Here is a 20,595-nt window from a genome sequence, read left to right on the forward strand (position 1 = left end):
TGATTCAAGAATGCTTTTGGGGAGGCATTCTTGGCGCGCGGCGATCTGAGAGACGAGGAATGGGCCATCATCTAACCGCTTCTGCCGTCCGAACGCGGACGCTGGACACGGCCGGCCCAGGATAACCGGCGTTTTCTCAACGGCATGCTGTATGTGCTTCGGGTTGGCTGCCCTTGGCGCGACATGCATGAACGATACGGCAAGTGGAACTCGGTCTATGTCCGGTTCCGGCGATGGGCCGAACAGGGCGTTTGGGACGCGATGCTGGAAACGCTTGTCGAGCTTGGTCTGACCGATGATTGGCAGCACATGGTTGATAGCACTTCCGTCCGGGGTCATTCGCAGGCAGCCGGCGCAAAAGGGGGACGCATAAGGAGGGCTTTGGTCGAAGCCGCGGCGGCTTTACAAGCAAGATCCACGCCCGTTCAGACGGTCAGGGACGCCCTCTTGGCTTCGTCCTGACAGGCGGCGAAGCCTCGGACTACAATGCCTTCAAGCCCTTGCTCGACATGCCGGTCAGCCGGCCGAGACTGTTGCTGGCTGACAAGGGCTATGACGGCGACACCATTCGGGAAGCCCTGCTTCTTCAAGGCATCCTGCCGGTCATCCCGCCGAAATCGAACCGCAAACTGCCTGCCAAGTGCGACTATCGCGCTTACAAAGACCGAAACCGCATCGAGCGCATGTTCAACCGACTCAAGCAGTTCCGTCGCATCGCCACCCGATACGACAAAACCGCGAAGTCCTACCTCGGCTTCCTATGCTTGGCCGCAGCACGTATCTGGCTACCCTGTTTTGTCAACACGGCCTAATGCTCTTGAGGGCTTCTACAGCATCCTCAAGCGCGGCATGAAGGGCGTGTATCAGCAATGTGGCAAGCACCATCTGCATCGCTACGCCGTTAAGTACGACTTTCGCTACAATCAACGGGAAGCCAACGGCGTAAACGATGGCGAAAGGGCTTCTGCGGCACTGTCTGGCGTGGCTGGAAAGAGATTTCTTTACCGGGACTCGTTGGGCGCGTAGAATCCGCGCCACTGGCGCGAGTTTGGAAACACATGGCAAATAAGGACGACATTCCAACGGAATTGGCACTTGAGATTGGCGACGATCTTGAGCCGAGGCGGTTTGTGGCCGCTTGCCGGGAGTTTTTTGGCCTTACGGACGAGTTGGCACAGGTGCCGAGAGACGAAAACGTCAACTGGCGCGTTAAGGTGCGAGAAGGGAGTAATATTATTGCTCTTTCCGTAGGAGCGCAGAGCGACAGCAATGCTGTCAACGCCGCACTGCAGCGTATGTATGAAGGCACCACGGCTCTCGTTCAGGGTGACTTTTCCGCTCCGGTTTTGACTGAGAAAGCTATCCAACACGCCAAGAAGCTTTCCGACCTCACAAAGAGCGGCCCTCACGTAGCCCCGATGCGCGTTTGGCTTTCTCGACGTCCCATCGACTTTGGGCCGGAGGTGGGTGAAATGGTTCGACAGGATGAAGCGAGTTCTTACAGCGATTATGGAACGCTGGAGGGAACCCTCAAGGCAATATCTGACCAATCCGGCGGGCTTGAGATACGAATCCAGGACCCGCTCTGGAAGCGGGCGATACCTTGCCGTGTGAGCGATGAGCAAATTGAAGATGCTATGGGCGCTTTCAGAAAGCGCGTCGAGGTATCTGGGCTAATCCACTACAATAGGCTTGGGCGTCCAACATCTATACGCATGGAAAGCCTTACTGCTCTGCCAGATGACAAGGATCTCCCGGCCGCTGCCGATATTCGGGGGTTGTTTGTTGCCTGACAAGATTTACTGGGACAGCAACGCCTTCTTGGCTTGGCTACAGAACGAACCCGAACGCGAGGCGGCTTGCAGAGACACCCTTGATGCCGCGCAGAAGGGCGACTTTCTGATCGTCACGTCCGCTTTAACATTGGCGGAGGTTCTTTGGTTAAAAGGCGCTCCCCGCCTGACAGAAGACAAGGCCGATTTGCTCAATCGCTTTTTTCGCCGGTCTTCGATGCGTGTCGTCAACTTGGATAGAAAGATCGCGCAACGCGCACAACGTCTCGTATGGGAAAGCGGAATAAAACCCAAGGACTCCGTTCACGTCGCAACCGCTCTTCAGTACGAATGTCCGGTTCTCGAAACATTTGATCGCCCGCTCATAACCAAAGGTCTTGACCTTGAAGACATTGAAATCCGCGAACCGCAACCCGCGGCACAAGGAACGCTTGGTGTCTGATTAGAAGTCCCAATTCGAACGCTTCAAAGCCGCCGCCCGCGAACTCGGGACGGATGACGACGAAGAGCGGTTCAAAGACAAGCTGAAGAAGCTGGCGAAGAAGAAGCCGGGCGAAAAAGAGAAACCCGCCGGCCGACAACGCGGTGGGATTCTCAGCGTTCAAGTGGCGATTTTCCCTTTAAACTAACGCCCCACATCTGGTGGAGCTTATGGGGGCGAACCCGTGTTCGCCGAGTTGCCTTCTTTGCACCGCGTTTGTTCGGGTTTGTCAGCTATACAATCGCCCTCGGTGCCGTTTCCGCGCCAGCCGCTGGTTTTCGACAACCCGCACCGCCACGCAGATCGACCGCCCCTGTTGCGGAAACGCGCAGCCGTGTCGCATTATGCGGTTTTGTCGCATGAATTGCAGGCTATTTCGTCTATGCCTCGCCGCAATTCGCGACTAACCGGTAGCCGATGAGCGACCGACGGAAGCGCGAAGGACATGAATGACTCCCGGCAGAACCCGGTCCGGCTGATGCCCCGCTTTGTGCGCGGCGTCCGGGTTGCCGTCCAGTTGCTCGCCGTGATGGTGTTCGCCGGGGCCGTGGCCTTTGTCGCCGGGTTTTTCGTTTTTCTCTCGACCGTTCATCAGCATGCAGACCAGCATGCCGAGACGGTTGCCGACGGCATCGTGGTGCTGACCGGCGGTTCGCGCCGCATCGAGGCGGCACTGCAACTGCTGGAGGACGACAAGGGCGCGCGTCTGTTGATCAGCGGCGTGCACCCGTCCACCTCGCGCGACGTGTTGCGCAAGACGTTTTCCACCGACGATACTCGCTTCCGCTGTTGTGTCGATGTCGACCGCGAGGCGCTTGATACGGCGGGAAACGCGGCTGAAACCGCACGATGGGCGGCAAGGCACGGGTTTGACACGCTGATCGTCGTGACGAACGACTACCACATGCCGCGCAGTCTGCTGGAAATGCGTCTGAGGATGTCCGAAGTTGACCTGATCCCGCATGCCGTGGTCGCCAATTCGCCCAGGAGCGACGACCCGGCTGTGTTCGCAGACCGCTACCGGGTGCTGTTCGGCGAGTATCTGAAATATGGTGTGGCGCGCATGCGCAGCCTGTCGGGCTTGGCGGACGCCTAGAGCGAGTTCAAGCATTCGATCTGATCCGCACACGCGATGTAGCCCAGAAGGGGCGCATTGAGCCGGAAAGCCAGCAAGGCTTTGCTTTCTTCCTGCGGCGCGTGTAACGGCATGGGTGTCACGCAATGAAGCTTCTCGGCAGGCAGGACCGGTTGTGCTCGCACTACGTTCGCTGATTTTCAATTTCCTGTTCTACTCGATAACCCTCATCTACATGATCGGCTTCACGCCGTACTATTTCCTGGCGCCGCGCAAGCAGGCCTGGTTTGTCCCCAAGTTCTGGGCGCGAACCCATCTCTGGCTGATCAAGACCATTGTCGGCACGGATCACGAGGTGATTGGCATCGAGAAACTGCCGAAGGGCAGCTACATCATCGCGCCGAAGCACCAGTCGGCGCTCGATACCTTCGCGTTTCTGCCGTGGTGGCCGGATCCGGTCTACATCCTCAAGCGCGAATTGACGTGGATCCCGATCTTCGGCTGGTACCTCGCCAAGATGCAGATGATCGCGATCGATCGCGGCAATCGCGTGCAGGCGATCACGTCGGTCAATCGCGGTGCCCAGCGGGCGATCGCGGAAGGGCGGCAGATCATCATCTATCCGGAAGGCACAAGGCGGCCGCCGGGCGCGGAACCTGCCTACAAGAAGGGTATCGTCAATCTTTACGAGGCGCTTGATCTGCCGGTGGTGCCGATCGCCCACAATGCGGGGCTCTACTGGCCGCGGCGCAGCTTCCTGCGCTATCCCGGCAAGGTGCGCGTGGAGATCCTCGATCCGATCCAGCCGGGGCTTGCGCCCGAGGAGTTCCGCAAGACCCTGATCGAGCGAACCGAAAGCGCCTGCGATGCGCAGTTGCTGACGCTTGCCGACGATCCCGACGCACCACCCTTTCCGGCAAGTGCGCGCCAGCGCGTCGAGGCGCTCCGCGCTGCCGGTTAGACGATCTGCTTGCGAATGCGGGCAGTCACGGTTTCCAGCCAGTGGTCGCGAATGCCGAGCGTGCGGACATGGTCAGCCGTGTTGATGACGTAATCCTCGTTGGGGCCCATCCCGCCGACAGCGCCGCAGACCCGTTCAACCGCATCGTCGACCGAAAGCCGCCCCGCATACTGGCCGTGCTCGCGATCGGCCACATAGATCAACGCCCGGGCATGGTCGCCGGTTTCCAGCCGGATGGTCCCGTGCCGCTCCAGATAGACGTTGGTGACCAGTTCGCGTTCGCGCAGATAGGCCAGTACGCTCTCGCCATCGTCGCTTTCGACCCGAAACGCGACGCCGACGCAGGAGCCGCCGCGGTCGAGGCCCATGACCAGTCCAGGCCGTTCCGGCGTGCCGCGGTGTTCGACCGAAGTGATGCACAGGCTGCGATGATAGCCGAACAGCGTCGCACGTCGCCTTTCGACGTGCCGGAAGCCCGGTTTCCACATCAGCGATGCATAGCCGAATACCCAAAAATCGTTCATAAGCGCGCGCAGGAAATCTCATCACGAAGAAACTCGGTATCGGCTAGCATGGAAACTGGGAAAGCAAAATCCGGCGCGCGTTACAGCCGCAGAATTCAATGGCTGGCTGTCGCGATTGTGCTCCTCGGCGTCCTCTACAGCGCCGGGTGGTACGGCGTGGCGAGTTTCGCCCGCGCCACCATGCTGGAGAGGATGGCGGATCAGGCCGGCCAGGGAACCGACATCGATTGCAGCGACCTGCAGGTCGGTGGCTATCCGTTTCGGCTGGAGGTGCGCTGTTCGGCACTCAATGTCGTCCGCTTGCCCGAACGGATCGCGGTTCGCGCGGGGGCGTTGCGCAGCGCGGCACAGGTTTACGAGCCGCGCCGCATCGTTGCCGAACTTGATGGTCCGATCGCCATCGACGGCGCGCCCGTGCGGGACATGAAACTCGGTTGGTCGCTCGCCCGTGCCAGTGCCGTGATCGACGAGCCGCTGCCGCAACGGGCATCGGTGGAGATCGATGCGCTGACGGTCGAGGGCGCCGGTACGCATCTGCTGGAAGCCGGGCGCGCCGAGGGTCATATGCGCCAGCGCGACGCGGTGCTCGATCTGGCCTTGCGTTATGACGGCCTGACCTTGGCCGAGGCCTTGACCGGACGCCGCGCCTTGCCGCCGCTCGCCGGCGATGCCGACATCAGCATCAATGACGGTGTCAGCCTCGTTGCGGGCGGCGTTTCGACGCTGCGTGGCGTCAGCGGCGAGATGCGACGGGCGGCCATCATGCTGACGCCCGAGCGCGGATTGTGGGTGAGCGGGTTCTTCGCGATTGGCATCAACGGTCTTGTCAATGCCGATCTGGACCTTTCGCTTGCCGATCCCGGCGGCCTGGCCAGCGCGCTCAAACCGGCCTTTCCCGAACTGGCCGCGCAGATCGACGTTGTCGCCGCATTGCAACCGCCCGCGACCCCCGGCGGCGCGGCGCCGGAACTGAAGCTACCGCTGATTATCCGCGACGGCGTCATTCAAGTGGCGTTCTTCGCTCTCGGCCGGATACCGCCGCTGGACTGAGGATGCCACGCTCTAATTATCGTCGCCGCCGATCTCCGTATGGCGGCCGAAGTCGGGCGCGTCGATTTCCTGGCCAGCCTCGATGATCGAGCGGCGAACCGAGCGGGTGTGGGTGAACAGGTCGAACAGCGCGTCCCCGTCGCTCCAGCGGATCGCCTTTTGCAGCGCGGCGAGATCCTCGGTGAAGCGTCCCAGCATTTCCAGAATGGCCTCGCGATTGGCCAGGCACACGTCGCGCCACATCGTCGGGTCGGACGCGGCAAGGCGCGTGAAGTCGCGGAAACCCGATGCCGAGTACTTGATCACCTCCGATTTCGACACCGATTCGAGGTCGTCGGCCGTGCCGACGATGTTGTAGGCGATGATGTGCGGCAGGTGCGAGACGATGGCCAGCACGCGGTCGTGGTGGTCGGCGTCCATGGTTTCGACCTTCGAACCGCAGGCTTTCCAGAACCGGCTCAGTTTTTCCACCGCCGCCGGATCGGTGCCGGGCGGCGGCGTCAGAATGGCCCAGCGGCCTTCGAACAGGCTGGCAAAACCGGCGTCGGGACCGGACTGCTCGGTACCGGCGATCGGGTGGCCGGGCACGAAATGGACATGCGGCGGAACATGGGGCGCCATGTCGCGCATCACCGAGCCCTTGGTCGAACCGGCATCGGTGAGGATCGCGCCGTCGCGCAGATGCGGGCCGATCTGTTTTGCCACGGCGCCGCATGCGCCGACCGGAACCGACAGGATCACCAGGTCGGCGTCCTTCACCGCTTCGGTTGCGTCGGCCGCGTAACGGTCGCCGAGACCGAGTTCCTCGGCGCGCGCCAGCGTTTCGGCGCTGCGCGTCGATATCACGATTTCGCCCGCCAGGTTCCCGCGCCGGACGGCATGGGCCAGCGAGGAACCGATCAGGCCGATGCCGACAAGCGCGACCCGTTCGAACATGGGTTTTTCGGATGTCATGGTTCAGTCGGGGTTCATGAATTCGGTGAGCGCGGCGATCACGCCTTCATTGGCTTCATCGCTGCCGATGGTCATGCGCAGTGCGTCCGGCAGTCCGTAACCGCCGACCGCGCGCAGGATATAGCCGCGCTCGCCGAGAAAGGCATCGGCGGCCTTGGCCGAGCGGGCCGGATCGTCGGCGGGGAAATGGATCAGCACGAAGTTGCCGACGCTCGGCGTCACCGTCAGGCCGATCGCGATGAGTGCCTCGGTGAGCTTCGGCAGCCAGGTGTCGTTGTGAGCGACCGCGCGGTCCACATGGGCATGATCGCCAACGGCAGCGGCGCCTGCCGCGATGGCGGGCGCGTTCAGGTTGAACGGTCCGCGCACCCGGTTGACCGCGTCGATGACATGCGCCGGGCCGTACATCCAGCCGATGCGCAGTGCGGCAAGGCCGTGGATCTTGGAGAAGGTGCGGGTCATGATGACATTGTCGTTGGCCGACACCAGTTCGACGCCGGCCGAGTAATCGTTGCGGCGGACATATTCCGCATAGGCCGCGTCGAGCACCAGCAGCACGTTCTTCGGCAGGCCGGCATGCAGCCGGCGCACTTCGCTGTCGCCGACATAGGTGCCGGTCGGATTGTTCGGATTGGCGAGGAAAACGATCTTCGTCTTCGGCGTCACGCGCTCCAGGATCGCATCGACATCGGCGCACAGGTTCTTTTCCGGCGCGACGACCGGCGTGCCGCCGGCGGCCAGAATCGCGATCCTGTACATCAGGAAGCCGTGCTCGGAGTAGATCGCCTCGTCTCCCGGCGCCAGATAGACACCGGCGAGAAGGCCAAGCAATTCGTCCGATCCGTTGCCGCAGACCAGATTGTCCGGGTTGAGGCCGTAGGTGCCGGCAATCGCCTGGCGCAGATCATGGGTCGAGCCGTCGGGATAAAGCTCCAGGTTTGCCGCCGCCGCGCCATAGGCTTCAACCGCAAGCGGGCTCGGTCCGAGCGGCGTTTCATTCGACGACAGCTTGTAAAGCGTCTTTCCGCCGTCCGATTTGCTGCGGCCCGGCACATAGGCGGCGATATCCAGGATACCGGGTCGGGGAACAGGACGGTTGGCGGTGTCGGACGTGGTCATGTCATTGCGCTTTCATTACGCCGGCGCTTTCGCGAAATGCGGACGTGGTTGCTTGCGGATCGCAGCGGAATAACCGCCCTGCGGCAAATTGTCGAGAACGCGGTTCGGCGGTGCGGTCAGGGGTGTCCGGTCCGATTGGCGTGCGGGCGCTGTGCCGAACCTTGCGGCGCCAGAACCGGGACGAAAACCCGGCGCGACTGGCGCTCGGCGACCGGCAGGCCCTGATAGAGACGTTTCTGCGCCTCCATGACGATGACACCGGCAAACACCGGCCAGAGCCGGAAGCCAATCCGCTCCGCCTGGGCGGAGAGGCGCAGCAGCGATGGCCGGCGCGCCGGCGGAAACAGCAGCGCCTCGGTCATCGGCCCGGGCGTGAAGTTCGCCTCGCGCAGCAGCTTGACCAGTTGCGCCTTGGAAAACGGGCGGCCGGTGCCGAATGGCGTGTACTCGAACCGTGCCCAGATGCCGCGCCGGTTGGGCACGACCAGCACAAGCCGGCCATTCGGCGCCAGCACGCGCCACGCCTCCATCAGCGTTTCGCGGGGGTTTTCGGCATGTTCCAGCGCATGCACCATGAGGATGCGGTCGATGGCCGAATCGGGCAGCGGCAGTTCCTCGTCGAACACCAGCGCCGAGCGTGAAGCGCCTTCGCGCGGCCATTTGACCGCACCCTGCGCGGCCAGCATGAAGGAAAGCGTGCGTTCGGTATCCGGTTCGAACCGGTCCAGCCAGGGCCGCGCATAGCCGAGGCCGAGCAAACGCTCGTTGGGCAATGGCTGCCAGATGCGCGACAGCGCAAGGCCGATCGAGCGCGTCGCCATCTGGCCGAGCACGCTGTGGTAGAAGCTGCGAATTTCGACGATGTCCATATGCATGAAAGTGGGGCGGCCTCCAGTTGCCTCGCGCTTCGTCAGGTGCCACAAATCCGTTCCGGCCGCAAAGGGCAACGACAAGGAGGCCTCCATGCTTCAGATCGAACAGTTCATCTTTGGCAACGACAATTTCTGCGTTCTGGTCCACGATCCCGAAAGCGGCGAGACCGCCTCCATCGACGCGCCCGACGCCGGCACGATCCGCAATGTGCTCGAGAAAAAGGGTTGGCGGCTGACCCACATCATGGTGACGCATCACCATTTCGACCACGTTGCCGGCAACGAGGCGCTGAAGGCCGAGTATGGCTGCCGCATTGTCGGCCCGAAGGGGGAAGCCGACAAAATCCCCGGCATCGACGAGCGTTTGGCGGAAGGCGATGTCTTCAGGCTAGGCCGCTACGCGTTCAATGTGATCGAGACGCCCGGCCACACCGCTGGTCATATCGTCTATCATTCGCCGGAAGCCGGTGTGCTGTTTGCCGGCGACACGCTGTTTTCACTTGGCTGCGGGCGATTGTTCGAACGCGGCGCGGACGCCATGTGGCCGGCATTGCGGAAGCTGAAGGCATTGCCGCCGGAAACGCAGCTCTATTGCGGCCACGAATACACGCTCGCCAATGCCCGTTTCGCGCTCAGCATCGATCCCGACAACGGGGCGCTCAAGGCGCGTGCCACGGAAGTCGAGCAGTTGCGCGAGGCCGGTGCGGCCACGTTGCCGGTGGCGCTCGCCACCGAATTGGCGACCAACCCGTTCCTGCGCGCCGACAGTGCGGCGATCCGGGCAGGCCTCGGCATGGATGGTGCGGATGATGTCGCGGTCTTTGCCGAAATCCGCAAACGCAAGGACAATTTCTGATGCGGGATGATTGCTGATGCAGGACCTTGCCGCCGAGCGGATCAAGAAGCTGCTCGATCTGAAGCCGCATCCGGAAGGCGGCTGGTATGCCGAAACCTGGCGCGACAGCGGCGGCAATGCCGAGACGCGCGGCCATTCGACGGCGATCTATTTCCTGCTTGAGGCCGGCGACGTTTCGCATTGGCACCGGGTCACCGATGCCGCCGAGGTCTGGCATTTTTATGCCGGCGCGCCGCTGGTCCTCACGCTGTCGCCGAACGGGCACGATTGCGAGGCGCACCGGCTTGGGCCGAACCTGTTGTCCGGCGAACGGCCGCAACTCGTTGTGCCGGCGAACTGGTGGCAGACGGCGACGTCGCTCGGCCGCTGGACACTGGTCGGCTGTACGGTCGCGCCGGGATTTGACTTTGCCAGTTTCGAACTTGCGCCGCCCGATTGGCGGCCGACACCGCGCAAACCCGCCGGCGGGTAGGCGATACAGGCGCTTGGAGCAGCCCGAAGCTTGCCGGAAAAGCATGCCTTGCGCGCGCGAAGAAATCACCGCCAATTTTTTTTTTGGTCTCGATTTATCCACCGCCCGCGAACCTCGCCTATCCTGATTCCCGCCTTCTCACGGAAGTCTGTCGTGCACACCGGCTGATGGAGAGAGGGACGGTGCCTGCTGGGCGGTGCAGAGGTGTATCGCTGGGTGATGAACCCCCACGGCAGGGCGGCATGAAGCGGCGCGCGCAGTCTTGTTTTCCCGGACAAAACGTTCCGGGCCGCCGACCGAAGCTGCAAGAACACCGAGCGGGCGGTCCGAGGATCGCTATACCTTTTAGACGTTGCGATGCTTTGACCGCCCGTCTTCCAGAATATGAACAATCCGGCCTCGGGAAACGGGGCGCGGCGACGGTGACGCGCGCCGTATTACAACAGCACTCCGAGCAGGATCATTGCCTGCGCGGCGAAATAGCTGATCCAGACAAACGGTCCCAAAAGCCTGCGGCGCGGATCGCCGGCGGAAACCAGAAAGCGCTCGGCGGCGAGCGCGGCGTCCGATGCCATGAAGCTGGCGGCCCCGGCGGCAATCAGCACATCGCCGGTGCGAAGCGCCGCCAGTCCCATCGCCAGAATGGCGAGGATGTAGACCATGACCGGCCAGCGCAACTCGCCGGTTGCGGGGTAGAGCCGCCGCGCCATGACGATTGCTATTGCCGCCATCGCAGCTGTCGCGGCAAACGCGATTGATGCGGGGATGGTCGATGAGCTTGCAGGCAAGGCTAAAAACAGCACCAGATAGGCGATGTGCCCGGCCAGAAACGCCGCAAGTCCGGCAAGAAAGAAACGCTCCGCGCGGTCTTCGAGCGCGAGGAAGAAATCGCCGGCGGCGCTGAGCAGCAGGGCGGCCACCAGCAACCAGGGTCCGCCCTGGTCCAGCGCGATGGCCGCGAGCAGGGCGACGGGCAGGGTCTTGCAGGCGAGCTTGTGCGGGCCGGACGGCCGGTCGAGATAATGGAGATAGACCCCCGCCAGCAGAATGGCGAAGACCAGAAAGCCGTTCGCCGTCCCGGTGATGCCGCCGTCAAACGGAAACACGGCGCTTGCCTTTCTTGAACAGCAGGTCCTTGGCGGCGATTGCCGCGCCGCCGGTGATCAGCAGGCAGGCAAGGCCGATGGCCCAGGTCGCTTGTGCCTGACCGGCGGCGATCAGGACCACCGTCGACAAGAGAGGCGCGGCATAGCTCGACGCGCCGAGCACCTGGATATCGCCATGCTTGACGCCGTAATCCCAGACATAAAACGCCGCGCCGACCGGCAATGTGCCGAGCCCGGCGACGGCAAGCCATTGCAGCGCGGTTTGCGGCCAGACTGTGGTTTCGAGCGCCAGGTGGGCGACACCGGAAAGGATGGCGGTCGTGAGGCAGAAATGCGCGACGATGCTGGTCGGCACGGAGGCAAAGCGGCGCGACAGGAGCGAATAGCTCGACCAGGTGAAGGCCGCGGCCAGCGCGACGGCATAGCCGTAGGCGAATTCGCTCTTGAACGAGACGCCGTCGCCACCGGTGACGATCAGGATCGTGCCGGCGAACCCGCAGACGACGCCGGCGACATGGTGCCAGCCGATCCGCTCGCCCGGCATCAGCGCGCTGCCGGTGACGATCAGCATCGGCCAGAGATAGGCAATCAGGCTCGCTTCGACGGCGGGCGCGTGGCGCAGCGCGGTGAAATAGAGGAAATGGTAGCCGAACAGCCCGCCGATGCCGAGGATATAGACCCGCGCGGGGACCCTGGCCACCTCGGTTGCTTCCCTGCGCCGGCCAGCCGTCGCGGCATAGCCGATCACCGCGCCAATGGCGAAGCTCATCGCCGACAGTTGCAGCGGCGGCACCGATCCCGACGCTGCGGTAAAGAGCGCCAGCAGCGCCCACATCAGGACGGCGGTGAAGCCGACCAGCGTGGCGACGAGGCGCTTGTTGTTGTCAACGGCTTGCGACATCGGTCCCCCGTGTTCAATCCGGGCGTCGCTGTCAAGCCGCTATCGGCTCCGGGATCAGTCTTTGCCGGCTGTACCAAAGCGCGTCGCACGCAGGCGCACCTTGCCGATCTGGGTGCCGACGACGGCGCTCACCGGTGCGTAAAGACTGGCTTTGCCGACCGGGGCGAAGGAAATCTCGATGCGGCTCTTGTCGCGCATCCAGTGAAACTCCTTCTTGCGGCCCGGATAGCCGGCGACCGGAACGAAGCGGGCAAGGCACGTCACCGCGTCGCCGCGATAGCCCTTGGTGTAGAACGGCACGGTGCGCAGGTAGGACATCCGCATCTCGGCGACCAGCGCTCCGTCATAGACCCGCAATGTGCGGCCGCAGACTTCGCGGCGCGAACCGGCGCGGATCAGCGAGGCGCTGAACGGATCGGCGATGCCGGCAAGTTGTTCGGGCTTGACGGCGACCCAGTCCGCTTTCTTGCGGACTTCCGGGTCGTTCAGGGTCCGGATGACGGTGCCGTTCTCAAAGTCGATCTCGGTGTGTTGCTTGTCGTCGCCGGAGACATAATTCAGCCGGTAGTCGCGGGCATCCGCGCCCTGTTGGCCGATCTTGCCGGTGACATTCATCGTGCCGGTGATCTTGGCGAAGAGATTGACGATGCCTGCAGAGCGGACCTTGCCGCGCATCGTGTATTCATCGTCTCCGATCGTCGCGCGGAAACGGGCCTTTCCGATCCGCAGGCCGAGCGCGGATATCGTGTAATCGGTGACATAGGAATGGGGCTCGGCGGCAGCCGGGCCGGCGGGAAGGACGAGCATGCAGGCGATCAGGGCGGCGGCGATGGCGCGCATCTTTGTTCTCCGTCTGGCCGTGTCCCTCGCCGACCGCATCGCCGCCGATTTGGGCCATTGTGTGATCCTGCGGCGAATCGGCGGCGAAGTCGCGTTTGCATGGTTGACGAAAACGCCGGTTGTCACTATAGGACGCTGACTTTTCCGCAGAAGCCGCAATTGTCGAGTGGCGCCGCCCGGGCTGGCGCTACGAGAAACGGTGTTTCCAACGCGGACCAAAATAACGAATTCGAAGGTGATAACCATGTCACGCGCATGCGAATTGACCGGAAAATCGGTCCTGACCGGCAACAATGTCAGCCACGCCAACAACAAATCGCGGCGTCGCTTCCTGCCGAACCTGTGCAATGTCACGCTGATGTCCGAGGCACTCGGGCAGAGCTACCGTTTCCGCGTCTCGGCGGCGGCGCTGCGTACGGTCGAGCATCGCGGCGGTCTCGACGCGTTCCTGGCCAAGGCCAAGGACAACGAGCTGTCGCAGCGTGCACGGCTCTTGAAGCGTCAGATTGCCAAGAAGTCGGCCGAACAGGCTGCCTGATACAGAGCCTGCGGCTTAAGGCTCAATCGCGGGCAGGCCGGACGGGCCTGCCTTTGTTCAACGCGCTGGTGGCATCACCCAGGATAAAAAAATGCGGATAGCACAGTCTTATCTTCCCTTCATTCTCGCGATGTGCGCGGTTGTCGCGCTGTCGAACTATCTCGTCCAGTTTCCGGTCCAGATTGCGCTCGGCACGGTCAATCTTGCCGATCTTCTGACCTGGGGGGCGTTCACCTATCCGATCGCGTTTCTCGTCACCGATCTGACCAACCGCCGCTTCGGCAGTTCGGCGGCGCGGACGATTGTCGTGTTCGGCTTCGTGCTTGCGGTTCTGTTGTCGATCTGGCTGGCCACGCCGCGGATCGCGATCGCATCGGGTACGGCCTTCCTGGCCGCGCAGCTGCTTGACGTCTCGGTTTTCGAACGGCTGCGGCAGGCAGCATGGTGGAAAGCGCCACTGGTTTCCACGGTCATCGGGTCGCTGCTCGACACGATCCTGTTCTTCAGCATCGCGTTTGCAGGTTTCTTCGCACTGCTCGATTTCGGTGGCGAGGAAGGATCGCTGGCGTTTCCGGTGCCATTCCTTGGCGTCGGCGGCGAGGTGCCGCTGTGGGTTTCGCTGGCCGCGGGCGATCTGCTGGTCAAGCTGATCGTCGGCTTGGCGATGCTGGTTCCTTACCGCGCGTTCCTCGGTCTCATTCGCGCCGAAGCGCCTGTCGGCCACCCCCGACAAGCCTGAACTCAAGCAGCAGGTTGCGCTGCAGGATCGAGTGATTGTCGTCGGAGACGATGGTCAGTCGCGGCGTACCATCCGGATCGACGGTGATCGCCAGGCCCTCCAGATTGTCGATCTGGTAGCGCATATCGGCTTCCAGCATCTCTTCGCCGACCAGCGTCTGGCCCTTGCGAATGGTGCCGCCGTCGATGCGGCGCAACCGCATTGCGACGCCGTCACGTACGTTGAAGCGGCGCTCCAGCAGCACGAGATCGCCACCGGGCAGGAACTTGGCATCGGTGATATCGAACTCGCCATAGCGCCAGACCGAGAACTCGAAGCTCTTGCCGTCGGGGTGGCGGACGAAACCCATGATGTTCCGGGCCTTGTCGAGACTGCGCTCGGTAATGCCGACCAGCGCGCCGGCCAGCGGCGAAGCAGGCGGCGCGACCGCCAGCGCCTCGAAGCCCTTGTTGCGGCGTAATTCATAGAGCGGGACCGGTGGATTGAACTCGCCGCGGAATTCGGGGAATCGCTCGCGCAGGTCGTAGACGGCAATTCTGTGCAGCCGCTCGAAACTGACGTACGCCGTGCCGTCCTCGACGGTTATCCCTTCAGCGTCGGTTTCCCATTTCTCGCGGGTGTATTTGCCTTCGGCGCCTGGAAGCTGCCGCATGCGCATGTCGGCAAGGCCGGTCGGCCGGCCATCGCCGTCGCGCTCGATCTCGCCGGAGTACCAAAGCCCCGTATCGGTCACGCCGAGAAACCGCTTCTGGTCCGGAAAGACGTGCAGACCCGACAGGGCGCCGAAATCGCGGGCCGATCCGTAAAGCTCCAGCCCGCCGGCGAATTCCAGTTCGCCGAACCGCGTTTGGCTGGAACCGAGCCTGAACTTCTCGATTGCGCGCGCGCGGACCGTCAGGTCGAATTCCAGATCATCGGCGAGAGCGTCCGTGGCGGCAAACCCGGCAGAACAAAGCGTTGTTGCCAGGAGGAACGCGGACAATGCGCGGCGTGCCGTCACGCCGATCTCCGCCGCCTCGTGTCGCGACTGCGCTGTTCCTCGAACAGGGCCGCCAGCTGTTCGGTCATGGCGCCAGCCAGTTCCTCGGCGTCGACGATGGTTACGGCGCGCTGGTAGTAGCGGGTCACATCGTGGCCAATACCGATGGCGAGAAGTTCGACCGCCGAGCGGTTCTCGATCTCTTCGATAACGGCACGCAGATGCCGCTCCAGATAGTTGCCCGGATTGACGGACAGTGTCGAATCGTCGACCGGCGCTCCGTCGGAGATCATCATCAGGATCTTGCGCTGTTCGGGCCTTGCCGCAAGCCGGCGATAGGCCCAGGTCAGCGCCTCGCCGTCGATGTTTTCCTTCAAGAGGCCTTCGCGCATCATCAGGCCGAGATTGCGGCGGGCGCGCCGCCACGGCGCGTCGGCACTCTTGTAGATGATGTGGCGCAGGTCGTTGAGCCGGCCCGGCTCGGCGGGCTTGCCGCGTTTCAGCCATGCTTCGCGCGCCTGGCCGCCCTTCCACGCGCGCGTGGTGAAACCGAGGATCTCGACCTTGACGCCGCAGCGTTCCAGCGTGCGGGCGAGAATGTCGGCGCAGGTCGCCGCGACCGTGATCGGCCGGCCACGCATCGAACCGGAGTTGTCGAGCAGCAGTGTTACCACCGTATCGCGGAAATTGGTGTCGCGTTCCTGCTTGAAGGAGAGCGGCGCGAACGTGCCGGCCATCTCGTCGATGATGATGCGCGGCAGACGCGCCGGATCGAGATAGCCCTCTTCGAGATCGAAATCCCAGGAGCGGTTCTGCTGTGCCATCAGGCGGCGCTGCAGGCGGTTGGCCAGCCGCCCGACCACGCCTTGCAGATTGGCGAGTTGCTTGTCGAGAAACGCCCTGAGCCGTTCCAGTTCCGCCTCGTCGCACAGTTCCTCGGCGGCGACCGTCTCATCGAACTCGGTCGAGTAGATCTTGTAGTCGATGCCGGTCAGGATGTCCTGGAAGGGCTGCTCGCTGCGGATCGCTTCGCCCGGTTCCTCGGCCTCGGCGTCCTGGTTGTCGTCCATGTCCTCGGCGGTGGCGTCCGAGGCATCCATCTCGCCCGATTCCGGCTGCTCGCTTTCGGTCTGGCTTTCCTCGCTTTCGGACTGGTCTTCGCCGCTGTCGTCCTGCTGCCCGCCTTCGGTCTCCTCGTCGGCGTCGGGCTGATCTTCCTGATCGTCCTCGTCGTCCTGATCCGGCTCGGCGTCCGACATTTCGTCGGCGAGTTCCATGGAAACCAGCATGTCGCGTACCGCGCGCGCGAAAGCGTGCTGGTCGTCGATGGCGGCTTCCAGCGCGGCGTAGTCGCCGGCCGCTTTCTCGTCGATCCAGTCGCGCCACAAATCGGCAACGGCGCTGGCGCCTTCCGGGGTGGGGCGCCCGGTCAGCTTCTCGCGCACCACCAGCGCGATCGCTTCGGCCATCGGCGCCTGATCGCGTTCCGTGACGCCTGCAAGATTCGCCTTGATGTATCGGTCGTCGATCATCGCGTCGATGTTGTCGCCGACGCCGGGCATGCGCTGGGCGCCAATGGCTTCGATGCGGGCCTGTTCGACGGCGTCGAAAACCGCCCGCGCATCAGTGCCCTCGGGCGCTGCGGCGGCGTGAATGCGCGGATTGTGGCAAGCGGTGCGCAACGCCATGGAATCGCCGATGCCGCGCGTTACCATGACGTCCCTGCGGGCGATCCGTTTGGGCAGTTCGGGCAGGCGGGCATGCTTGCCGGCGAACCCCGGCTTGTCGGTCGCGAACACGACCTCGAGTTCCGGTTCGCCCGACATGGCGCGCATGCAACTTGTCACCGCGCGCTTTAAAGGCTCGGTGTCAACCGGTTTGCCCGGCTTCTTGCGGATGTTGTCTCCGGGACCTGCCATTTGAGCTGACGGGCGCCCTTAGCTCAGCACCACATTGGCGGCGCTCTCGGCCAACTCTTCGGCAAAGCAGCGCTGGTAGAACTCGGCGACCAGCGTGCGCTCCAGATCGTCGCACTTGTTGAGGAAGGTCAGCCGGAACGCAAAGCCCACATCCTTGAAGATGTCGGCGTTCTCCGCCCAGGTGATGACGGTACGCGGGCTCATCACCGTCGACAAATCGCCATTGATGAACGCCTGGCGGGTCATGTCGGCCAGTCGCACCATGTTGTTGACGATCTCGCGGCCGTCCTGGTTCTGGTAGTGCTTGGACTTCGCCAGGACGATCTCGACTTCCTTGTCGTGCGGCAGGTAGTTGAGCGTGGTGACGATCGACCAGCGGTCCATCTGCGCCTGGTTGATCTGCTGCGTGCCGTGATAGAGGCCGGTGGTGTCACCAAGGCCGACGGTGTTGGCGGTCGCAAACAGCCTGAAGGCGGGGTGCGGCCGGATCACGCGGGACTGGTCGAGAAGCGTCAGGCGGCCCGACGATTCCAGCACGCGCTGGATCACGAACATCACGTCCGGGCGGCCGGCGTCATATTCGTCGAACACCAGCGCGACGTTGTGCTGATAGGCCCAAGGCAGGATGCCATCGCGGAACTCGGTGACCTGCTTGCCTTCATGGATAACGATGGCATCCTTGCCGACGAGGTCGATACGGCTGACATGGCTGTCCAGGTTGACGCGCACGCAGGGCCAGTTCAGCCGCGCGGCGACCTGCTCGATATGGGTCGACTTGCCGGTTCCGTGATAGCCGGACACCATAACGCGGCGATTGTGTGCAAAGCCGGCCAGGATCGCCAATGTTGTCGCGCGGTCGAAGATATAATCGCGGTCGATGTCGGGCACATAGGCGTCGGCTTCGCTGTAGGCCGGGACCTGCATGTCGACATCGATTCCGAATGTCTCGCGTACATCGGCCGAGGCGTCGGGCATGTTGGCGATGTCGAGTTCTATTTTGTTCATGGGATCAACTCAGGGGAAAGGCGCCCCAGGGGCGCAGCAAGTCGGTGTTCTCGGAGTGTTGCCTAGCACAGGCCGGCGGTTTTCAACAATTGATAAGCCTGCACGACGTCACGGAACCGCTCTTCGGAGGTGCGGTCGCCGCCATTGGCGTCCGGATGGTGCTTTTTGACCAGAGCCTTGTACTGGGTCTTGATCTCATCGGCGGTAGCCGACGGCTTCAGCCCCAGGGTCGTCATGGCCTTGGCTTCCAGCGGCTTGAGCTTGCGCATGACCGGCTTGGCTTCGCGCGCGTTCCAACTCGGATCGCGCATGCGCATCGAGCGGGCCGACCCGGACCGCATGTCGGAGAAGACGGGCGCGGCCGAGGCCGTTTCCTGGTGGGCTGTGCCCATCTTCCATGTCGGGCGGTTGCCGGTCAGCGCTTCCTTCTGGAACTTGGCGATATCGTCATCGCCCAGTCCGGAGAAGTAGTTGTAGTTCTTGTTATATTCGCGAACGTGATCGATGCAGAAGACGAAATACTCGCCCTCGCGGTTGCGGCCGGCCGGCGCCTTGTGGGTGCCGGGCTTGTTGCATCCCGCCCACTGGCATTTGGAAGCGGCAACCTCTTCCTGCTGCTTCTTTTTCTTCTTTCCGCCCGGATTGATGCGGATCGAATCGAAATATTTCGAACTGGTGCTCATCTGACCATGCCTATGGGCCACGGGCCCTTGCAACAAGCATTGACTTAGGAAGATTTAACGCGGCAAACCCGAGCCGCAAGCGTCTTAGGAAGACGCACTGGTTTAACTGCCATTCCCGGCAGAGGCAAGGTAGGAAGCGAATGGGACCGATTGAAGAACGGATCACAAAAAAGATCGAAGACGCCTTCGCGCCGGTTCGCATGGAAGTCGTCAACGAGAGCCATCTGCATGCCGGGCATCGCGGCGGCGCTGTCGACGGGACGGGCGAAACGCATTTTCGGGTCAGGGTCCTGTCGGACGCGTTTTCCGGCCTGTCGCGCGTGCAGCGCCACCGCGCGCTGAACGAGTTGCTGAAGGACGAGATCACCGATGGCGTGCATGCGCTGGCGCTGGAGCCCGTGGCGCCCGGCGAGCCGCTGCGCTGGTAGGGTTGCCGCAGACCGGACGCGCTAAAGGCTGCAGTTGTCAGACTGGCCGGATGCGCAACTTCGTGATGCGGTTCTTCTCGCGCTTCATGACGACAAAGCGCTTGCCGTAGAAGGTGAAGGCCTGCTTTTCGGCCGGAATGGTCTGGGCCCGGTGGATTACGAGGCCGGCGATGGTCGTCGCTTCCTCGTCCGGCAGATCCCAATCGAGCGCGCGGTTGATGTCGCGGATCGGCACCGAACCATCGACAACGACGGAGCCGTCGGCTTCCTGCCGGACGCCCTGGACATCGACATCGTGTTCGTCGGCGATTTCGCCGACAATTTCCTCGATGATGTCTTCGAGCGTTACCAGGCCCTCGACCTCGCCATACTCGTCGACAACGACGGCGACATGCGCCTTGCGGCGCAGGAACGCGTCGAGCTGGTCGCGCAGGGTTGTGGTGTCGGGAACGAACCACGGTTTCGTCGCGACCTTCATGATGTCGATGCGTGTCGGGTCGTTGTCGACCGCGTGCAGCGCGCGCAGCACGTCCTTGGCGTGGACAATGCCAATGATGTTGTCGTTCTCGTCACGCCAGACCGGCATGCGCGTGTAGGGGCTTTTCAGGATTTCGGTGACGATTGCCTGCGGTTCCTGGTCGGCATTGACGGTGCGCATGTTGGTCCGGTGCACCATGATGTCGGAGATTTCCAGTTCGGCCAGGTCGAGCAGGCCGCCGAGCCGGTCGCGCTCCTCCTTGACCACAGAACCCTCCTGGTGGAGGACTTCGACAGCGCCGCGGATCTCTTCATGCGCGGTCAGCATCGAATCGGTGTCAGTGAGATCGATGCCGAACACTTTGAGGATACGGCGGACGATCAGGTTGACGAGGCTGGATGGCGGGCCGAAGAAAATGACGAAACGGCTGATGACCGGTGCGACGAACAGCGCGAAACGGTCGGGATTGGAGATTGCCCAGGACTTCGGCAGGACCTCAGCGAAAATCACCAGCAAGACGGTCATGGCGATGGTCGCATAGGCGACGCCGGACTGCCCGAACAGCGAGAGAAAAACGCTGGTCGCCAACGCCGAACCGAGGATGTTGACGAGGTTGTTGCCAATCAGCAGCGCGCCGATCAGACGGTCCTTGCGCGTCAGCAGGCGGTTGACCGTTCGCGCGCTTTTGTCGCCGGTCGATTCCAGATGGTGCATGCGCGCCTTGGACGTCGCGGTCAAAGCCGTTTCCGAACCCGAGAAGAAGCCCGACAGGACGATCAGTCCCAACACCACGCCGGCCACGATCCAGATTTCCATTGCTCG

At 62.9% G+C, this 20,595-nt stretch carries 22 protein-coding genes and 2 pseudogenes; 12 read left to right on the plus strand and 12 right to left on the minus strand.

Going from position 1 to position 20,595, the window contains the following annotated elements; all coding sequences use genetic code 11:
* Positions 1–81 precede the first annotated feature (81 nt).
* The 6 genes and pseudogenes from ACO06R_RS04480 to ACO06R_RS04505 all read left to right on the plus strand — a co-directional run bounded on the left by ACO06R_RS04480 (position 82) and on the right by ACO06R_RS04505 (position 4,310).
* A pseudogene (locus ACO06R_RS04480) lies at positions 82–812 on the plus strand (IS5 family transposase).
* A pseudogene (locus ACO06R_RS04485) lies at positions 811–1,026 on the plus strand (transposase); the annotation flags it as partial. The pseudogenes ACO06R_RS04480 and ACO06R_RS04485, both read left to right, overlap by 2 nt.
* Positions 1,027–1,058: 32 nt before the next feature.
* Complete coding sequence (locus ACO06R_RS04490) at positions 1,059–1,793, plus strand: hypothetical protein (protein ID WP_421856644.1); 735 nt, start codon at positions 1,059–1,061, stop codon at positions 1,791–1,793.
* Complete coding sequence (locus tag ACO06R_RS04495; RefSeq protein ID WP_421856647.1) at positions 1,786–2,235, plus strand: type II toxin-antitoxin system VapC family toxin; 450 nt, start codon at positions 1,786–1,788, stop codon at positions 2,233–2,235. The genes ACO06R_RS04490 and ACO06R_RS04495 overlap by 8 nt, the downstream gene beginning before the upstream one ends.
* A 484-nt stretch (positions 2,236–2,719) precedes the next feature.
* Entirely contained in the window at positions 2,720–3,370 is a 651-nt protein-coding gene (locus tag ACO06R_RS04500) for a YdcF family protein (RefSeq protein ID WP_421856650.1), read from the plus strand.
* Between the two features lie 154 nt (positions 3,371–3,524).
* Positions 3,525–4,310 (plus strand): lysophospholipid acyltransferase family protein, encoded by a 786-nt coding sequence (locus tag ACO06R_RS04505; protein ID WP_421856653.1) that lies wholly within the window; start codon positions 3,525–3,527, stop codon positions 4,308–4,310.
* Here ACO06R_RS04505 and ACO06R_RS04510 read toward each other — a convergent pair.
* Positions 4,307–4,834 (minus strand): gamma-glutamylcyclotransferase, encoded by a 528-nt coding sequence (locus tag ACO06R_RS04510; protein ID WP_421856656.1) that lies wholly within the window; start codon positions 4,832–4,834, stop codon positions 4,307–4,309. The two genes, ACO06R_RS04505 and ACO06R_RS04510, sit on opposite strands and share 4 nt — an antisense overlap.
* Before the next feature lie 48 nt (positions 4,835–4,882).
* Here ACO06R_RS04510 and ACO06R_RS04515 point away from each other — a divergent pair, with 48 nt between their 5' ends.
* Positions 4,883–5,884 (plus strand): DUF2125 domain-containing protein, encoded by a 1,002-nt coding sequence (locus tag ACO06R_RS04515; RefSeq protein WP_421856659.1) that lies wholly within the window; start codon positions 4,883–4,885, stop codon positions 5,882–5,884.
* Positions 5,885–5,896: 12 nt separating this feature from the next.
* On the opposite strand, the gene ACO06R_RS04520 is transcribed toward ACO06R_RS04515, so the two are convergent.
* The 3 genes from ACO06R_RS04520 to ACO06R_RS04530 form a co-directional block, all read right to left on the minus strand.
* Positions 5,897–6,838, minus strand: a complete 942-nt coding sequence (locus ACO06R_RS04520) for a prephenate/arogenate dehydrogenase family protein (protein WP_421856662.1) — start codon at positions 6,836–6,838, stop codon at positions 5,897–5,899.
* Positions 6,839–6,841: 3 nt separating this feature from the next.
* Positions 6,842–7,957 (minus strand): histidinol-phosphate transaminase, encoded by a 1,116-nt coding sequence (gene hisC / locus ACO06R_RS04525; RefSeq protein ID WP_421856665.1) that lies wholly within the window; start codon positions 7,955–7,957, stop codon positions 6,842–6,844.
* A 116-nt stretch (positions 7,958–8,073) separates the two neighbouring features.
* Positions 8,074–8,832, minus strand: coding sequence for a class I SAM-dependent methyltransferase (locus ACO06R_RS04530; RefSeq protein ID WP_421856668.1), 759 nt, complete (start codon positions 8,830–8,832; stop codon positions 8,074–8,076).
* An 88-nt stretch (positions 8,833–8,920) separates the two neighbouring features.
* Here ACO06R_RS04530 and gloB point away from each other — a divergent pair, with 88 nt between their 5' ends.
* Complete coding sequence (gloB, locus tag ACO06R_RS04535; RefSeq protein ID WP_421856671.1) at positions 8,921–9,685, plus strand: hydroxyacylglutathione hydrolase; 765 nt, start codon at positions 8,921–8,923, stop codon at positions 9,683–9,685.
* A 16-nt stretch (positions 9,686–9,701) separates the two neighbouring features.
* Positions 9,702–10,157: a cupin domain-containing protein gene (locus ACO06R_RS04540; protein WP_421856674.1), complete on the plus strand. Its 456-nt coding sequence runs from the start codon at positions 9,702–9,704 to the stop codon at positions 10,155–10,157.
* 437 nt (positions 10,158–10,594) lie between these two features.
* On the opposite strand, the gene ACO06R_RS04545 is transcribed toward ACO06R_RS04540, so the two are convergent.
* The 3 genes from ACO06R_RS04545 to ACO06R_RS04555 are packed head-to-tail and all read right to left on the minus strand — an operon-like array spanning position 10,595 to position 13,004.
* A complete protein-coding gene (locus tag ACO06R_RS04545; protein WP_421856677.1) occupies positions 10,595–11,263 on the minus strand; it encodes a lysoplasmalogenase family protein in 669 nt (222 codons plus the stop codon).
* Positions 11,250–12,164: a DMT family transporter gene (locus tag ACO06R_RS04550; RefSeq protein WP_421856680.1), complete on the minus strand. Its 915-nt coding sequence runs from the start codon at positions 12,162–12,164 to the stop codon at positions 11,250–11,252. Before ACO06R_RS04550 ends, ACO06R_RS04545 begins: the two co-directional genes overlap by 14 nt.
* Positions 12,165–12,218: 54 nt before the next feature.
* Positions 12,219–13,004, minus strand: a complete 786-nt coding sequence (locus ACO06R_RS04555; protein ID WP_421856683.1) for a DUF3108 domain-containing protein — start codon at positions 13,002–13,004, stop codon at positions 12,219–12,221.
* A gap of 244 nt (positions 13,005–13,248) precedes the next feature.
* Here ACO06R_RS04555 and rpmB point away from each other — a divergent pair, with 244 nt between their 5' ends.
* Positions 13,249–13,542 carry a 50S ribosomal protein L28 gene (gene rpmB / locus ACO06R_RS04560; protein ID WP_421856686.1) on the plus strand — a complete coding sequence of 98 codons (294 nt, stop codon included), beginning with the start codon at positions 13,249–13,251 and terminating at the stop codon, positions 13,540–13,542.
* A gap of 91 nt (positions 13,543–13,633) precedes the next feature.
* Positions 13,634–14,281, plus strand: a complete 648-nt coding sequence (locus ACO06R_RS04565) for a queuosine precursor transporter (RefSeq protein WP_421856689.1) — start codon at positions 13,634–13,636, stop codon at positions 14,279–14,281.
* On the opposite strand, the gene ACO06R_RS04570 is transcribed toward ACO06R_RS04565, so the two are convergent.
* From ACO06R_RS04570 to ACO06R_RS04585, 4 genes are all read right to left on the minus strand, one after another.
* Entirely contained in the window at positions 14,238–15,281 is a 1,044-nt protein-coding gene (locus ACO06R_RS04570) for an esterase-like activity of phytase family protein (protein ID WP_421856693.1), read from the minus strand. The genes ACO06R_RS04565 and ACO06R_RS04570 overlap by 44 nt on opposite strands.
* Positions 15,278–17,179, minus strand: a complete 1,902-nt coding sequence (gene cobT, locus ACO06R_RS04575; RefSeq protein WP_421856696.1) for a cobaltochelatase subunit CobT — start codon at positions 17,177–17,179, stop codon at positions 15,278–15,280. The genes ACO06R_RS04570 and cobT overlap by 4 nt, the downstream gene beginning before the upstream one ends.
* 18 nt (positions 17,180–17,197) lie before the next feature.
* The gene (gene cobS, locus ACO06R_RS04580) at positions 17,198–18,184 is read right to left on the minus strand and encodes a cobaltochelatase subunit CobS (RefSeq protein WP_421856699.1); all 987 of its coding nucleotides are present in this window, start codon (positions 18,182–18,184) and stop codon (positions 17,198–17,200) included.
* A 62-nt stretch (positions 18,185–18,246) separates the two neighbouring features.
* Positions 18,247–18,867: a J domain-containing protein gene (locus ACO06R_RS04585; RefSeq protein WP_421856702.1), complete on the minus strand. Its 621-nt coding sequence runs from the start codon at positions 18,865–18,867 to the stop codon at positions 18,247–18,249.
* Between the two features lie 140 nt (positions 18,868–19,007).
* Here ACO06R_RS04585 and ACO06R_RS04590 point away from each other — a divergent pair, with 140 nt between their 5' ends.
* The gene (locus ACO06R_RS04590) at positions 19,008–19,295 is read left to right on the plus strand and encodes a BolA family protein (protein ID WP_421856705.1); all 288 of its coding nucleotides are present in this window, start codon (positions 19,008–19,010) and stop codon (positions 19,293–19,295) included.
* Between the two features lie 37 nt (positions 19,296–19,332).
* Here the strand turns inward: ACO06R_RS04590 and ACO06R_RS04595 are convergent, their stop codons facing one another.
* The gene (locus ACO06R_RS04595) at positions 19,333–20,589 is read right to left on the minus strand and encodes an HlyC/CorC family transporter (RefSeq protein WP_421856709.1); all 1,257 of its coding nucleotides are present in this window, start codon (positions 20,587–20,589) and stop codon (positions 19,333–19,335) included.
* Positions 20,590–20,595 lie beyond the last annotated feature (6 nt).

The organism is Oricola sp. (assembly GCF_965230365.1).
GTDB lineage: Bacteria > Pseudomonadota > Alphaproteobacteria > Rhizobiales > Rhizobiaceae > Oricola.